Raw genomic sequence first — 16,285 nt, forward strand, 5'->3', positions numbered from 1 at the left:
GTAACGGATTTAAGCTAAATTTTATGTTTACTTAACGTGCAGTGTTTAAAAATAATTACTAAAATTTCGCGGCTATAAAAAGCTGCTTATATTTAGCCATGGATTCACCCCAAACTTTACCAGTACTTAATACTACAGAGCTGCGCGTTTTAGGCTCGCTAATGGAAAAAAGCAAAACCACACCCGATTATTATCCCATGACACTTAACGGCCTAACCGCTGCATGCAACCAAAAAACATCGCGGAAGCCTGTTGTAAATTATGATGAAGGCACGGTTACCGAAGCGTTAAATACACTTAAAAGGCGCGGATTGATCTCGACCGTTACCGGCGGCTCTATTCGTAATATCAAATACAAGCATAATTTTGCTATTGTTTTCCCGGTGATACCGGCCGAGGTGGCTTTGCTTTGCCTGCTGATATTGCGCGGGCCGCAAACGCCTGGCGAATTGAATACCAATTCTGGCAGGTTATACGAGTTTGAAACGATAGAAGAAGTGCAGGAAATGCTCGAGAAACTGGCCGATCCGGCTTTGCATTATGTAGTTCAGTTACCCAAACGGTCCGGACAAAAAGAGGCCCGTTATGCCCATCTGTTAGGCGGTACACCCGAGATAAGCGACGATGACGAAACCGAAGAAACAGGCGGCCGTTCAAACAGCGGTTTGGAAGCCCGTGTAAGCCATTTGGAAAATGAACTGGCGGAGGTGAAGGAAAAACTGGTTAAGCTGATGCAGGAATTAGGGGTGGGGGAGTAAAAAAGTTTCGGTTGCCAGTATTATTTAAAAGCGCGTCATTGCGAGGTACGAAGCAATCCCCGATTGGAAAGTCCGCTCTGTAGGTAGGGGATTGCCACGCTGCGCTCGCAATGACGCGTGGGTGAATGTAACACCGGTGATATCTCAATTCTATTTATACTTCTCTTTATTCAAATTCTTCTTTTCCACTATTCCGTAGGCCCTTTTGAGTATCGTTACCAGGTCATCGGTTTTCATGGGTTTGGCTATGTAATCGTCCATGCCCTGGCTTAGGCAAAGTTCACGGTCATCGGGACCGGCGTTGGCGGTCATGGCAATGATGTATGGTTGTTTAAAGGCATATTTACGGATGTGCCGGGTGGCTTCAAAGCCATCCATTTCGGGCATTTGCACATCCATGAATATCACATCAACAGGGTTTAGTTTTAGCTTATTCAGAGCCTCGAGCCCATTTTGCGCCATGATGAATTTGTAACCCAGTTTGTTCAGCATTTTGTCGACTAATTTTTGATTGATGAGGTTGTCCTCAGCCACTAAAATGCGCATCGGAAAATCATCGGCAAAGTTTTCTTCAAATAACCTGGAAGATTTGGGCTCAGAAAAAACTGTGGCGGGCTGATTTTGAAATTCCGCCTGGATACTTTTCCCTAACTGATTTTGCTTAACGGGTTTGGTAAGGATAGCGGAAAACAATCCCGGATACTTTTTCTTTGAACCATCGCCTATAGAGCTCAGCATAATTACAGGCAGGTTTTTGTAATTTCTTTTAACAGCCCGTGCCAGGTCGACTCCATCCATATCCGGCATTTCCATATCGGTAATAATCAGGTTGAATTTTTCTCCTTCAGATAAAAGATCGAGAGCTTCCACCGCCGAGGATGCGGATACGGTGAGTATTCCCCATTGTTCCAGCTGTGTTTTTAATATGAAGCGGTTGGTCTGGTTGTCATCGATCAATAGGATCTTTTTGCCTTCCATGTCGGCCGGATTAAATACGATGGGCTGATATTTCAACTGCTTTTTACTAACCGCCGCCCTGATCGTAAACATAAATACCGAGCCTTCTTTGTAAACGCTCTCCACCCAGATATCGCCGCCCATGAGTTTCACCAGGCGCTGGCTGATCACCAGGCCCAGGCCGGTGCCGCCATATTTGCGGGTAGTTGACGAATCAACCTGCGAAAAGGCGTTGAACAAGCCCGGGAGTTTTTCATCGGGGATACCTATTCCAGTGTCCATCACACTAAACCCGATCCCGATATCACCATTTTTAAAGGTTTTGGACAGGAATACTTTTATAAATACTTCTCCTTTTTGAGTGAACTTCAGGGCGTTGCCTGTTAAGTTGGTGATCACTTGTTTAAGCCGGAGGCTGTCGCCGATAATTTGTGTGGGCAGAGCAGGATCTATCTGGTAAACCAGTTCCAGGTTTTGCTGTGAGGCCTGTTGCGAAAAAAGATCCATTACCTCTTCGATACAATGACGCAGGTCAAAATCGTCCTGCTCAATATCCATTTTACCCGATTCTATTTTCGAAAAATCAAGAATGTCATTGATCACATTTACCAGGCTGTCTCCGCTGGCAATAATCGTATTGGTATATTCCCGCTGTTCGGGGTTCAATTCCGTTTCGCTTAAAAGGGAGGCCATGCCAATCACGCCATTCATGGGTGTGCGTATCTCATGACTCATGGTGGCCAGAAATATGCTTTTGGCTTTGTTGGCCTTATCGGCTTCCTCACGCGCCTGCCGCTCCTGCTGGCGCTGCAGCTCTAATTCTTCAGATTGTACCAGCAGTTCTTCATTCAAAGCCTGTAATTCTTCAGATTGCGATTGTAATTCGGTATTCAGGCCTTGCAGATCGGCTGATTGTTTTTTTAACTCGTCAGATTGTTGCAAGACTTCTGCTGTACGTTCAGATACCTGTTGTTCCAGCAAAGCTTTTTGTTTAATGATCGCATTAACCTTTAAGCGATATAAGCTATATATGGCAGCAAAAACAAGCAGGGTTACCAGGATAATAAACCACCAGGTTAGCCAAAACGGAGGCAGAATAGTTAGGTCCAGACTCAGCTCGCGGGTTGACCATACGCCGTCTCCGTTATGGCTTTTTACTTTAAAAGTGTAATGGCCTGCCGGTAAATTAGTATATGTTGCCGTGTTTTTACGCCCAACATGATTCCAGTTCTTATCAAAACCTGCTAATTGATAAGCATAAACCGTACGGTTAAATAAGGCATAATCCAGCGAAACAAATTCAAAGGAAATTACTGATTGATCATAATTTAAAGTAATAGCCTTGGTAACACTAATATCTTGTTTTAAAGGCGATGGGTCCTTGTCATTTTTAGCCACCGGTATGGAGTTGTTAAAGATCTGGAAGTCGGTTAAAACCAAAGGCGGATTATAATGATTAGGGACAATCTTTTCAGGGTCAAATATGTTAAACCCATTCACCCCTCCAAAATACAATAGGCCATCCTTGGTTTTTAAAGCCGATTTGGCTTTAAATTCATCGGCTTGCAAACCATCATCAACGGTAAAGTTTTTGAATTTTTTGGTGATAGGATTGTATTTGGATATGCCCTTATTGGTACTGATCCAAAGATTGCCACTATTATCCTCTTTAATAGCGTAGGTGTAATTATTGGGCAGTCCGTCTTTTGTTTTAAAAACGGTGAACCTGCCGGTTTTAGGGTCAAGGCGGTTTAAACCATCAAATGTACAAACCCATATATTGCCGTTAAGGTCTTCCAGCAGATCGACCGCTTTATTATTACTAAGGCTATTTTTTGAGTCATCATGTTTATAAGAGGTAAAGGTGCCCGTTTGCTGATCAAAACGGTTAATGCCCCCCGTGCCGGTGCCTATCCAGAGAATACCTTTGGAATCAACCAGCAACGAATTGATGACATTATCACTGAGGCTTTTAGCATCATCAGGATTATGCTTATAATGAATAAACTTGTTGGTTTTAGGATTGTACAGATCAAGACCCTGTCCAAAGGTGCCTATCCATATTTTATGATCGGGCGTTGCTGTAATGGCATATATATTATTACCGGCCAAACTGGCGCTGTCATTAGGGTTATGTATGTATGATTTAAACCGGTGGGTTTGCATATTCATAACGCTAACGCCATTTCCCCAGGTTGCTACCCACAGGTTACCTTTGCCGTCATCCTGCGTGCCCAAAATATAATCGCCGCTTATGCTGCCTTTATCATTATCGAGATGTTTGTATGCTGTAAAACTCCCATTTTCGGGGCTGAAATAATTTAGTCCTCCACCATCCGTACCAATCCATATATCTCCCTTATTATCCTGGTAAAAACTTAAAACATAATTACTGGATAAGCTTGTAGGTAGGGAGTTATGTTTGTAGAATAAAAAATTTTCAGTGGTTTTCCTGTATAAGTTAACACCCGAAGAAAAAGTGCCCACCCACATATTGCCGGTTTTATCCTTTAATATCGCATTGACAGAATTGCTGGCTATGCTGGTATTGTCGATATCATCATGCAAATGCGTCATGAACTTGTTTGCAGCATAATTAAATATGCTTATCCCTCCATTGTTAATGCCTATCCATAAATTTTGATTGCTGTCTTCTGCAATGGCTTGTATGTAATTGCCCGAAATAGAATTGCTGTTGCCGGGAATGTTTTTAAAGTTTTTAAAAGTACCGGTATTGCCGTCGTATAAATTTAAACCGCCGTTATCCCATGTACCTGCCCATATATGGTGGCTGCTATCTTCAAAAACACAGGTGATGTAATTGGATGATATGGATCCGGCAACCTTATCATCATGTTTAAAAGAGGTAAAGGTTTTAGTTTGGATATTAAAAAGATTTAACCCGCCAGATATGGTCCCGATCCATAAGTTATTGTGGCTATCGAGATAAATGGTTCTGGTTTTATTATCACTCAGGGTGTTATGATCAGTGTTGTTGTGTTTATAATGAGTGAATTTGTTTTGGCTTATCTTAAATTCATCAAGCCCATCCTCTAAATAGCTGATCCATAAATTACCATCCTTATCAAGAACAAGTCCTGTTAAATTATTGCTTGCTACGGTATTTGCCTCTTTTTTGTTATGTAGATAATGATAGAACCGGTTCTTTTTCCGGTCATATTTATTAAGGCCCCCGCCCATAGTGGCTATCCAGAGGTTTCCATCCTTGTCTTCGGCAATATGGTTTACGTAGTTATTGCTGATGCTGGTGCTGTCGGTAATGTTATTCTGGAAAACTTTAAATTTATTACCGTCAAAGCGGTTTAAACCATCGAGGGTTCCCACCCAGATAAAACCATAACTATCCTGAAGAATGGTATTGATGTTAAGCTCCGATAAATTAGAGCGGCTGCCAATGCGCTGAAAGTGTAAAGGCTGGTTTTGAGCAGAAACATATAATGATATAGCCTGAAAAAGTAAAACAAGATAAAACTTACAGCCCCTCATTATAGCAATAATTACGGTTTATACGGTAGCGGATAATAACATGAAATGATTATCTAATTTACTAAAATATGGTTAAATAAATGGTAATTAAGTATGGCTATTTAAACGCAACAACATGATAATTAGTTGTAAGCCAAAATACGCCTGCTATTAACCGCTTAGCCAAAGTATATTAAGTATAATACCTTAACAAGCCGTACTTTTGCATGATGCAACAACAAAGCAAAGATCCGCTGCACGGTAAAACATTACAGGTAATATTGGAAGAGCTCCTGGCCAGGTTTGGATGGGAAGAGTTAGACAAACGCATCCGCATTAATTGTTTTCATGATAACCCCAGCATATCATCCAGCCTCAAGTTTTTACGCAAAACTCCCTGGGCCCGTAAAAAAGTGGAGGACCTTTATATTGCTTACTGCGTAAAGGCTTAGTACTTTTAAGTCCGATTTGAATTTTGTTTGGCTAAAGCCTTTTTGCATATTAGAATTTAACCGTTGGCTGAAGCCGAACGGCAATGAGTAAAAATTCATTCTGCGGGTATTGAAATTCATTGCCGTCCCATTTATGGGGCGGAAATGATAAAATTGAAAAACGGCCTTAGCCGAATGGAGCTTTAAACGCTGTCTTACCTGTAAAAACTTAATGCTTACGCTTATTGTTCATCTTGGCCTTTTGACCAGAACTATAATTGTAGGTTTTGGCATTAGCAGCCTTTTTTTCATGAAAAGCAGCACCAATAACAGGCGCATCGGGGTTTGACTTGGCCGGTTTTTTATCTGCTTCTTCTTTTTTTGCTTTTATCTCTTTTTCAATAACCAGTTCATCGGGCAGGGCGGCTGTTGGTATCTTTTTACCGCTGGCTTGTTCTATCTTTTTAACCTGACTTAGTTCCAGATCGGTAGCAAAAGTAATGGCCAGGGTTTCCTGTTCATTATTGGGGGCTTGATTAATGATCCGCTCTATAAAAGTTTCTTTTTCCGGAGGCAAGTCAAAATGGATCAGGAAGGGGATACCGCTTAAATCAACGGTTTCGTTATTTTCATTGGTCACAATTAAAACCCTTGAATTTTCGGCAGTTTTAAAATCTTCGATGTTTTTAAAACCGTTGGTATCAAAAAACTGTGGGTTTAAAAAAGCTACAGCATCACGCAGGCGGCTAAAAAGGCTTTTATAAAGCTTATCGGCAGTAATTTTTGTGTTTACAAAAACCACCGTTTTGGTGAACAGTTCCTCATCGTACAGGAACAAATTAAGTAAATTGAGCTTGGTGCCAAAGTTGGGTACGTTGTATAACAGTTGAGGATGTGTTTGTAAGGGCTGCTCCTGAAGTTCCTCTATCTCAATAATGGCAGGCTGATTCATGAAGGGATCCAGCATTTTTTCCAGCCGGCTGTGCATTACCTCTGTAAATACCAAATGCTGACCTCTGCCTATGCTATTAGCCAGCTCCACAACCGGTAGCTGCAGGCCCTTTTTTACCATCATATCGGCATCATCAATTACCAGCAGATCAACCTTGTTTAAGTTAAGCGCCAGTTTCAGGTAAATAGCCCTTGCCCTGTCGGGAGTGGCCACTACAATATCGGCGCCATCGGCCAATGCATCCATCTGGGCCTCAATGCCCGGGGCCACATACAGGCCAACTATCGAGATGGATTTATTTTTATTGAGCAGGTCAAATTGTTCAATTACTGCCATTACCTGTTCTTTTTCGGGTACCAGGATCAATACACGCGGAACACCTTCGGGCGCATAATTAAACCGGTTTAAAACACCCAAAACATAAGCGGTAGTTTTGCCGCTCCCTTCGGGACCTATAGCTATAATATCCTGACCGCCAACTATACGGCTCAGTGTTTTTAATTGCAATTCTGTAGGGTTTGTAAAACCTGCCTCATTTACCGATCTAACCAGTTGCTTATTCAGCTTTAATTTTTCAAACCACACCATCAGAAATTGTATTAATTTATTTAAGAGGGCAAAATTACCAATTTAACCGGTTATATTTTTATAAAGATGAATCAGGTGGATGTGTTTAAGAACAAAGGCTCCTGAAAAAGCAAGTTGCAGACATTAAACGCGGTATCGACTCACCTTTGGTCTATACTTCGCTGGACCGTCCTCTCTCCGGCTTCGCCGCAAAGAAGGATAAGGAAAGAAATAAATCCCCTCTATACGCGAAGCGGAGAGAGGGGTGACGAGCGTAGCGATGTCGGGGTGAGTCAACCACGCCAGCATCCTGTATAAAACAAAAGTCCCCGCTGTGTAAAACGGAGACTTTTGCTGATCATATAACCGCGGCTTAAACTTTTTTAGGCGGCAGATCAAATGCTATAGCGTCATGCTCAAAATGGCCTTTGTGTGAACCATCGCAAAATGGTTTGTTGGCCGACAAGCCGCAACGGCAAATGGATAGTACGGTACGGCCTTGTAAACCATATACGTTGCCTTGCGCGTCAACAATTTCAAAGTCGCCTTCAACTTTTACAGATCCGTTATTATTAATGGTAAGTTTGGTTTTCTCCATGTGTAAATTTTTTGCCAAAGTTAACCAATGCTCTTATCCGTAAATGGTCTATTTGTTATTTAGAGTTGTTCCTGATTGGGATAACCCATGGCTATAAATGACAAATGGATGATACGTAAAATTTAATGTCGAAACCCATAAGCTTTAGCTTTGTTAGGAAAAGGGTGGAAGGGAATCAAGAGTTAAGAGTCAAGAATTAAGAGGGAAAGGTATAACGGGATAATTAAAATGCCCATCCTTTTTTACTTGTCTTGATTCTTGACTCTTAACTCTTGATTCTCTTTCCTCAGCGTTACATCAAAAAAATACTACACTATGGAATACAGACAATTAGGAGCATCGGGATTAAAAGTGCCCGTATTAAGTTTTGGAACGGCCACCTTTGGCGGAGGTAATGAGTTTTTTAAAGCCTGGGGAAATACACAGGTTACTGAAGCTAAAAAGCTGATCAACATGTGCTTAGATGCGGGTGTTAACTTTTTTGACACAGCCAATGTTTACTCGCGCGGGCTATCCGAAGAAATATTAGGTAAGGCGTTGGAGGGTTTACGCAACCAGGTACTTATTTCGTCAAAAGCTACGTTTACCATGGGCGATGGCGCTAACGATTTTGGATCATCCCGTTATCATTTAATTCAACAATGTGAAGCCAGTTTACGCCGTTTAAATACCGATCATATTGATGTTTACCACATGCATGGTTTCGATGGCACCACGCCCGTTGAAGAAACCTTACGCGCCCTGGATGATCTGGTGACCAGCGGCAAGATCCGTTACATAGCTGCTTCCAATTTTTCTGGCTGGCACCTGATGAAGTCTCTGTCGGTATCAGAACGTTATGGTTGGAGCAGGTATGTGGCCCACCAGGCCTATTACTCCTTGCTCAACCGCGAATTTGAGTGGGAATTGATGCCCTTGGGTATCGATCAAAAAGTGAGCACCATAGTTTGGAGTCCGCTGGCATCGGGTCAGCTGAGCGGTAAGTTCAGAAGAGGGCAGCCTATCCCCGAAAATTCAAGAACGGTACAAGGCGGCAGTCACGGCCCTGCAACAAATTTTGATCACTTGTATAATATAGTTGATGCGCTGGATGAAGTAGCCAAAGAAACCGGGAAATCGGTAGCGCAGGTATCATTGAACTGGCTATTACAACGACCAACCATAGCTAACCTGATTATTGGCGCCCGTGACGAAGCCCAGTTAAAACAAAACCTGGGTGCTATTGGCTGGAACCTGACTACAGAACAGGTAAAAAGACTGGACGAAGCCAGCGAGGTTGACCCGATATATCCGTACTGGCATCAACGCCAAAATACTAAACTGAATCCGCTGCCTGATTTTTATTAAGCAGAGGTCTGTTGTCTGAATCAGAATTTTCAGAATGAGAAATTTTCAGAATTTTACGTTTAAAGATCTTGTTAATTCTTAAATTCTGAAAATTCTGATTCAGACATTATGCCCACAAACATGTTTGCTTTTATGCAGTTTATGCGCGCAACCCTGCTACCGCTACCCGGAGTAATCGAAAAAATGCACTTTGAAGATCCAGCATTTTATGTAAATAAGAAGATTATGGCCAATGTCAAGCTAAAGGACGAGCTGATAGCTTTACATACCTTTGAACGGGAAAAATGGATGGCTGCCGATCCGCATACCTTTTTCATCACAGATCATTACCACAACTACAAATATATGCTGGTACGCCTCGAAACCGTATCGCCCGATGACCTGAAAATCCTACTGATCACCGCCTGGCGTAACCGGGCTACTCATAAGCTCATCAGTGAGTATGAGGGGCGATGATTGCGATAGAGGGGTATTGATACATATGCCCGCCTATAACTTTATGCGTAAAACTACGTAATGCAATAAGGTATAATTACCTGTAAATAATTAACTGATATGGTTTAACTTTATGGTGTAAATGATTACTGTTAGTAGCTGCTCAATGGGCTTTAAAAATAACAGCCATCAAACCTAAACTTTATCACTTTAAACCTAAACGGTCATGGTTAAAAAACAATACCTGAAAGAAATAGTCATAAGTGCCACTCAGCAAAGAGGTGGGAGCTCCAACACCCTAAAAGATGTTATGAAGGTGCAGAGCTGGCTTAATTTATATGCTATGGTAAACCCATCGGCAGGCACTGCTACCGGTATCGATGGTGATTTTGGTCCGGCTACGCAAACCACTGTGAAGGCCTTTCAACAAGCCAAAAGTTTACCGCAAACCGGTATTGTTGATGCCGCCCTTTTTACCGAACTATCAAAACCCATGTTAAATGCCTTTACAGGTAATGTAGCGGGTGCCGATCTGCGAACGCTTGTAGTAAATACGGCCTTTCAGCACCTTAACAATGCTCCCTTTGAACTGATTATTAAAGGACAGAGTAATAGCGGCCCCTGGGTACGCGCTTATATGGATGGTATGGAAGGTACACCCTGGTTTTGGTGCATGGGTTTTGTACAAACCATTTTAGATCAGGCTGCCAGTCAGCTTGGCAAAGATTTTCGTACGCTGATGCCTTTGTCATACAGTTGCGATACCGTAGGTACCACAGGCCTCCATAAAGGTATCCTGAGCCGTTATACCACGGTACGCAGTAATCCTTCTATAGTAAAACCCGGCGATATCTTCCTGCTGCAAAAAACTCCCTTCGACTGGATACATACCGGCATTATCACCGCCGTTCATGGGGATGTGTTTGAAACCATTGAAGGCAACACCAATAACGATGGCAGCAGCAATGGTAATGGGGTTTACAAACGTGTTCGTAATTTCCAGGGTTCCAAACTGGATGTATTTTCAATACAAGGTTTAGTTTAAAAATAAGCACTCTATGATTTAGACTGGTAATTTAAAAACTTCGGGTCTAAATATGTATATACCCAACAGCCCGGCTTTCCTGATAAAGGAAATCCGGGCTGTTGGGTTAAAGGAAACAGGCCCCAAAAACCGGCCGTTTGGTATGTTTTATTTGATGCCAATAATTAATATTTTTTAAAATTTTAAAAACCTGTCGAAATTTGTTAAAAAGTGTTAAAACCGATGGTTTTGAGTGAGTTTTGAGCTGTTTTTGAACTATTTTGATCCGGTTTTTGCTCAAAAAAATGTTAAAATAAAGCTTTAAAAAGCTTTGTGCTATACTTCAGCTTGCTCCCTGTATTATTTCATACTGGTGATAATATTTTTAACTTTAAAATAAGGCAGGCCGCTGATCTTGCCTGCCTGGATTTAGTTATTTCTTTAAGTGATTGTTTTACAGGTGGATTTACGTCACAGTTAAGTTACAATTCATTTAAAAAAAAATTATTCATTTTTCTTTAAAGCTTTCGAAAACTTAGGTAATTTGCCATCTTTGTTTACTCATAAGTGGTGGATATAAACCAATTAACCGATTTAAGACATGATTACCCGTAGAAAGTTCATCCAGACAAGTTCATTAGCAGGCACCTGCTTTCTGCTAACGCCAGAGCTATCAAAAGCCGGGGTTTTTAAAGGGTCGCCGAATGATAAGGTGGTAATAGGGATGATGGGAACCAATAGCAGGGGCCTTTACCTGGCGCAAAGCTTTGCCCGTATACCCAATGTTGAAATAGGATATATATGTGATGTAGATTCCAAAGTGGTTGATAAAACCATTAGTGAGATATTTAAGATTACCGGGAAAAAGCCACAGGGCATCACTGATATCCGTAAAATGCTCGAGATCAAGGAAATTGACGCGGTTGTTATTGCCGCGCCCGATCATTGGCATGCTCCGGCCACCATCATGGCCTGTCAGGCGGGTAAACATGTGTATGTAGAAAAGCCGTGCAGCCATAACCCGCATGAGGGTGAAATGGCAGTGGCGGCAGCCAAAAAATACAATAAATTAGTGCAAATGGGCAGCCAGCGGAGGTCATTTACCAATGTGCAGGCCCTGGTGAAGGAATTGCATGAGGGTGTTATCGGGCGTGCTTATTATGCCAAAGGTTGGTACACCAATCACCGGCCAAGCATGGGGCGTGGTAAAGAAACGGCGGTGCCCGAAAATCTGAACTATGATCTTTGGCAAGGCCCTGCACCACGTGTGGCCTATCGCGATAACCTGATCCACTATAACTGGCACTGGCTTTGGAACTGGGGTACAGGTGAAGCGCTGAATAATGGCACCCATGAGCTGGATGTGATCCGCTGGGGCCTGGGTGTTGATTTTCCGAACAAGGTAGTATCAACAGGTGGCCGTTTTCATTTTAACGATGATTGGCAAACGCCTGATACCCAAAACATCATGTACAACTTCCCCAACAATACCGCCGCCGAGTGGGAAGGCCGCAGCTGCAACGGATTTGGCATCGAAAAATTAGGCAGGGGAGTAATCTTCTATGGCGACAAGGGAACCTTGTTTTACGGTGGCGGCAACGGCTACCAGGTTTATGATGGCGATAATAAGCTGGTAAAAGATGTGAAAGACGATACCAAAGTTGATGCGAATAACAAAGTTAGCCCCACAGAGGCGCTGGATGGCTTCCACATGAAAAATTTTATTGAGGCCATTCGTGGTAACGCGACTTTAAACTGCCCTATTGAAACAGGGTTCAAATCAACGCTGCTTCCACAGTTGGGTAATATATCCTACCGGGTTGACCGGGTATTGCACATCGATCCGGCAAATGGACACATTTTAAATGATCCCGAAGCCGCAAAACTATGGAGCAGGGAGTATGAAAAAGGCTGGGAAGTAAACGTATAAATATAAAATACTGTAAGCTTTTTCTACAGCGTGCAGAGACCTGAGCATATCCAAAATATAAACCATTATAAAATACACATGAAGAAAATCATCTACCCGGCCATAGCCTTGTTTGCTGTGGCTGCCTTAATGCCTGTTAAAAGTAACGCCCAAAACGCTTTGTTTGATGGTAAAACCCTTAAAGGCTGGAAACGCCTGGCCGGTACTGCCGATTATAAGGTGGAAGACGGCCAGATAGTAGGTACTACTGTTTTAAACTCGGGCAATTCATTTTTAGTAACAGAAAAGGAGTATGGTGATTTTATATTAGAACTTGATGCTAAAATAGAAAGCAAACTGAGTAACTCGGGTGTGCAAACCCGCAGCCATTATGATCCGGCCGGACATGAAGGTAAAGGGAAAGTTTATGGTCGTCAGTTTGAAATTGACCCGTCTGACCGTAGATGGACCGGCGGTATTTATGATGAAGGCCGCAGAGACTGGCTTTACCCGCTTGACCTGAACGCTAAGGCAAAAGATGCCTTTAAAGTTGGCGAGTTTAACCATATCAAAATTGAATGTATCGGCAATGAAATGAAAACCTGGATTAATGGCATTCCTACTGCTGATGTGGTGGATACCATCGATAGTAAAGGCTTCATTGGCCTGCAGGTACACGCCGTAAGCAAAGAGGAGCAGGCAGGTAAAAAAGTATATTTTAAAAACTTTAAGCTGCAAACCACCAATTTAAAACGTACGCCTTTTCCAAAGGATATATACGTAGTAAATCTGCAGCCCAACAGCATTACCCCGGCCGAAAAAGCCGCTGGTTGGAAACTATTGTATGATGGTAAAACCAGCACCGGCTGGCGTGGGGCCACTTTAAAAACCTTTCCAACACATGGATGGGAATATAAAGATGGCACCATGCATGTTCTGCCATCTGCCGGGAAAGAGGAATCAGGAGGTGGCGATATTGTGACCAATGATCAGTACAGCGCTTTTGATCTTTCTTTTGAATTTAAATTGACACCCGGCGCCAATAGCGGTGTTAAATATTTTGTAACCCTGTCTGAAGTAACCAAAGGTTCGGCCATCGGACTGGAGTACCAGGTACTGGATGATAAACTGCACCCGGATGCCAAACTGGGCCGCGATGGTGACCGTACCCTGGCCTCCTTATATGACCTCATCAAGGCTAACAAGCAAGAACGATTTGTACATCCAATAGGCAGCTGGAACACAGGCAGAATTGTGGTTTACCCCAATAACCATGTAGAACATTATCTGAACGGTGTTAAAGTACTGGAGTACGAGCGTGGCTCCAAAGAGTTCCGTGATCTGGTAGCTATTAGTAAATACACTATCTGGAAAAACTTTGGTGAAGCAAAAGAAGGCCACCTGTTATTACAGGATCATGGAAATGAAGCATTTTTCAGGAATATTAAGATCAGAACATTAAAGTAATTACCTCTCTATATAGATTGTCATTCTGAGGGATAGTGAAGTATCTGTTTTAAGATAGCTTACTCATAGATCTTTCCTTCTTCAGAATGACAATTTCCTCTTTTAAAGCTTTCTTTTTAGGAAAAACCTTAATTGGGTAATCCCGAAATTATTTTCCTCCTGATTAAAAAGCGTTTAACGAATGTTTATAAATTTTGACTGATTTTTGATCTGTCGATTTAAAAGATCAGCGCTTTTATTTGCTAATTTTAGATTTTCAACCGGCTTTGGTCCGGACTGGATTTGCGCGCGCGATTAGCATTTAACCACGCCCAAAAATCATTTGTAGTGTAGCATTAGGGAGGCAATGTACTCTTATTTTATTCGAAACAGAAACGCATTTCCAAAATTTTATTTATAACTATAATCAACAAAAAATGAGCAAGATCACAGTAAAAGACGGAACCGAAATTTATTACAAAGACTGGGGAACCGGGCAGCCACTTTTTTTTCATCACGGCTGGCCTTTGTCTGGTGATGACTGGGACGCGCAGATGATGTTTTTTCTGAAAAAGGGATACCGGGTTATTGCCCATGATCGTCGCGGGCATGGGCGGTCAAGCCAGGTTTCCGGAGGACATGATATGGACACTTATGCAGCCGACGTAGCAGCGGTAGCCGAGGCATTGGATCTGAGAGATGCTATACATATCGGTCACTCTACCGGCGGCGGCGAAGCCATCCATTACGCTGCTAATCTGGGCAAAGGTCGTGTAGCCAAAGTGGTACTGATCAGCGCGGTTACACCGATCATGGTTCAGTCTGAAAACAATCCGGATGGCGTTCCCATGGCTATATTTGATGAAATACGTGAGGGTACAGCATTTAACCGGGCGCAATATTTTGAAGATTTTACCATTCCGTTTTATGGATATAACCGGGAGGGCGCCAAAATATCCCAGGGAATCAGGGATAACTGGTGGCGCCAGGGAATGATGGGCGGAGTAAAAGCGCATCATGATGGTATTAAGGCTTTTTCTGAAACAGATTTTACAGAAGACCTAAAAAGTGTAGATATTCCAGTGCTTGTTTTGCATGGCGAAGATGATCAGATCGTTCCATTCCCTATTTCGGGCGCCAAAGCGATAAAACTCTTAAAAAACGGAAAGCTAATTTCATATCCCGGCTTCCCCCATGGTATGCCGGCGACGGAAGCTGCAACTATCAACAGGGATCTTTTGGCGTTTATCCAGTCATAAATAAAAAAGATCGTTCTTGTTGAATAAAAGCTGTCAGCTATTATAGCAGACAGCTTTTATTTATAAATCACTGCAGTGGCCTATAATGAGCTCCTCACTGTAACATGAAATGGCACCGCGAAGTGCTCATGATAATTACTCAGTGCAAATTCCGCGGCTTTGCTGCCCATCAGCTTAAAATCGGTTGATATGGTGGTGATGCCATCAAGGATGATCTCCTTAAGGGCGGTTTCATTATAAGATATTACACCCACATCTTTAGCCACCTTCAGATCAGACGCGATGATCTTTTTGATCAGCTCAACCAGGTCGTCTTCCATCAGGCTGATGTAAACCGTTTGCGGCTGGATGGTTTCTGCCGATAGCGAATCCACCACAGCATACTCAAACGCATACTGCCTGCAAAAATTTAAAAAACCTTTCATGATCTCTTTAGAATGATAGGTTTTACCCGGAAATATTAATTTAATGGTATGGTAATTTGTCAGCTTATCCAATAGTTTTTTCAGGGCCTCGTATACGTCGGTGGCAAAGTTTTCATATATCGCCGCGAATTTTCCGCTTACCCCGGGCACCAGATTGTCCAGTAGGATCAGTTTGTCCTTGGGGATAGTATTGATGATCTCATGCGCCTTAGCCTCATTATCCATGAAATGGGGAATAATGATATACTTGGCATAATCGTTTTGGGCGCTTTCGGTAATGATCTTCTTGAAAAAATGGAAATCGTTGTTGTAGATATAAAAATCGACAGTAGCCTGTTCGCCAACAGTGGCAACAAAGGCATCATAAATGATCTTTTTATGCGCACTTAGTTTATTGAATAACAGGAATATTTTGATCGGTTTCTGAAAATCGGTGTTGGATATAAAGAAGCCCTTGCCCGGTACCGAGCTAACAATGCCTTTATCTTTTAATTCCTTATAAACCCGCTCAATGGTATTGCGCGAAGTATCCAGCGCAAAGCTCAGATCATTGATGGAAGGGAGCATGTCATCCTTAACAATATCACCGCTTTCAATACCCCTGATGATCGCGTTGGATAGCTGTAGATATTTGGGTGTGATCGAGTACTCGTCTATGGATAATATTTTCAGATAGTTCTTCACTAATTAC

General features: G+C 42.3%; 12 protein-coding genes. 8 read left to right on the forward strand and 4 right to left on the reverse strand.

Translation table 11 applies throughout. The features are described 5' to 3' along the window. Positions 1-98: 98 nt before the first annotated feature. Positions 99-758: a YceH family protein gene (locus AB6735_RS07325; protein ID WP_370995233.1), complete on the forward strand. Its 660-nt coding sequence runs from the start codon at positions 99-101 to the stop codon at positions 756-758. Between the two features lie 150 nt (positions 759-908). Here AB6735_RS07325 and AB6735_RS07330 read toward each other — a convergent pair whose 3' ends face one another. Beyond that, positions 909-5,222: a two-component regulator propeller domain-containing protein gene (locus AB6735_RS07330; protein WP_370995234.1), complete on the reverse strand. Its 4,314-nt coding sequence runs from the start codon at positions 5,220-5,222 to the stop codon at positions 909-911. A 209-nt stretch (positions 5,223-5,431) separates the two neighbouring features. Here AB6735_RS07330 and AB6735_RS07335 point away from each other — a divergent pair, with 209 nt between their 5' ends. Further along, positions 5,432-5,653 carry a VF530 family DNA-binding protein gene (locus AB6735_RS07335; RefSeq protein ID WP_370995298.1) on the forward strand — a complete coding sequence of 74 codons (222 nt, stop codon included), beginning with the start codon at positions 5,432-5,434 and terminating at the stop codon, positions 5,651-5,653. A 208-nt stretch (positions 5,654-5,861) separates the two neighbouring features. Here AB6735_RS07335 and AB6735_RS07340 read toward each other — a convergent pair whose 3' ends face one another. Further along, positions 5,862-7,172: a DEAD/DEAH box helicase gene (locus AB6735_RS07340; RefSeq protein WP_370995236.1), complete on the reverse strand. Its 1,311-nt coding sequence runs from the start codon at positions 7,170-7,172 to the stop codon at positions 5,862-5,864. Positions 7,173-7,524: 352 nt separating this feature from the next. After that, the gene (locus AB6735_RS07345; protein ID WP_370995238.1) at positions 7,525-7,749 is read right to left on the reverse strand and encodes a CDGSH iron-sulfur domain-containing protein; all 225 of its coding nucleotides are present in this window, start codon (positions 7,747-7,749) and stop codon (positions 7,525-7,527) included. Between the two features lie 315 nt (positions 7,750-8,064). Here AB6735_RS07345 and AB6735_RS07350 point away from each other — a divergent pair, with 315 nt between their 5' ends. The 6 genes from AB6735_RS07350 to AB6735_RS07375 all read left to right on the forward strand — a co-directional run bounded on the left by AB6735_RS07350 (position 8,065) and on the right by AB6735_RS07375 (position 15,169). Next, a complete protein-coding gene (locus AB6735_RS07350) occupies positions 8,065-9,096 on the forward strand; it encodes an aldo/keto reductase (RefSeq protein WP_370995241.1) in 1,032 nt (343 codons plus the stop codon). A 108-nt stretch (positions 9,097-9,204) separates the two neighbouring features. Further along, positions 9,205-9,552 carry an MmcQ/YjbR family DNA-binding protein gene (locus AB6735_RS07355; protein WP_370995243.1) on the forward strand — a complete coding sequence of 116 codons (348 nt, stop codon included), beginning with the start codon at positions 9,205-9,207 and terminating at the stop codon, positions 9,550-9,552. 205 nt (positions 9,553-9,757) lie between these two features. Next, positions 9,758-10,576 (forward strand): peptidoglycan-binding protein, encoded by an 819-nt coding sequence (locus AB6735_RS07360; RefSeq protein WP_370995245.1) that lies wholly within the window; start codon positions 9,758-9,760, stop codon positions 10,574-10,576. A 580-nt stretch (positions 10,577-11,156) separates the two neighbouring features. Further along, positions 11,157-12,485, forward strand: a complete 1,329-nt coding sequence (locus AB6735_RS07365; protein WP_370995247.1) for a Gfo/Idh/MocA family protein — start codon at positions 11,157-11,159, stop codon at positions 12,483-12,485. A 78-nt stretch (positions 12,486-12,563) separates the two neighbouring features. Next, complete coding sequence (locus tag AB6735_RS07370; RefSeq protein ID WP_370995249.1) at positions 12,564-13,931, forward strand: DUF1080 domain-containing protein; 1,368 nt, start codon at positions 12,564-12,566, stop codon at positions 13,929-13,931. A 416-nt stretch (positions 13,932-14,347) separates the two neighbouring features. Continuing rightward, a complete protein-coding gene (locus tag AB6735_RS07375; protein WP_370995251.1) occupies positions 14,348-15,169 on the forward strand; it encodes an alpha/beta fold hydrolase in 822 nt (273 codons plus the stop codon). Positions 15,170-15,249: 80 nt separating this feature from the next. Here AB6735_RS07375 and AB6735_RS07380 read toward each other — a convergent pair whose 3' ends face one another. Further along, positions 15,250-16,278, reverse strand: coding sequence for a GntR family transcriptional regulator (locus AB6735_RS07380; RefSeq protein ID WP_370995253.1), 1,029 nt, complete (start codon positions 16,276-16,278; stop codon positions 15,250-15,252). Positions 16,279-16,285 lie beyond the last annotated feature (7 nt).

The organism is Mucilaginibacter sp. RCC_168 (assembly GCF_041355315.1).
Classification (GTDB): domain Bacteria; phylum Bacteroidota; class Bacteroidia; order Sphingobacteriales; family Sphingobacteriaceae; genus Mucilaginibacter.

Bases quoted from the DNA above. Each gene is read 5' to 3' on its own strand.
- AB6735_RS07340 (WP_370995236.1), bottom strand. From the start codon at position 7,172: ATGGTGTGGTTTGAAAAATTAAAGCTGAATAAGCAACTGGTTAGATCG.
- AB6735_RS07325 (WP_370995233.1), top strand. From the start codon at position 99: ATGGATTCACCCCAAACTTTACCAGTACTTAATACTACAGAGCTGCGC.
- AB6735_RS07355 (WP_370995243.1), top strand. From the start codon at position 9,205: ATGCCCACAAACATGTTTGCTTTTATGCAGTTTATGCGCGCAACCCTG.
- AB6735_RS07345 (WP_370995238.1), bottom strand. From the start codon at position 7,749: ATGGAGAAAACCAAACTTACCATTAATAATAACGGATCTGTAAAAGTT.
- AB6735_RS07365 (WP_370995247.1), top strand. From the start codon at position 11,157: ATGATTACCCGTAGAAAGTTCATCCAGACAAGTTCATTAGCAGGCACC.
- AB6735_RS07360 (WP_370995245.1), top strand. From the start codon at position 9,758: ATGGTTAAAAAACAATACCTGAAAGAAATAGTCATAAGTGCCACTCAG.
- AB6735_RS07375 (WP_370995251.1), top strand. From the start codon at position 14,348: ATGAGCAAGATCACAGTAAAAGACGGAACCGAAATTTATTACAAAGAC.
- AB6735_RS07370 (WP_370995249.1), top strand. From the start codon at position 12,564: ATGAAGAAAATCATCTACCCGGCCATAGCCTTGTTTGCTGTGGCTGCC.
- AB6735_RS07335 (WP_370995298.1), top strand. From the start codon at position 5,432: ATGCAACAACAAAGCAAAGATCCGCTGCACGGTAAAACATTACAGGTA.
- AB6735_RS07330 (WP_370995234.1), bottom strand. From the start codon at position 5,222: ATGAGGGGCTGTAAGTTTTATCTTGTTTTACTTTTTCAGGCTATATCA.
- AB6735_RS07350 (WP_370995241.1), top strand. From the start codon at position 8,065: ATGGAATACAGACAATTAGGAGCATCGGGATTAAAAGTGCCCGTATTA.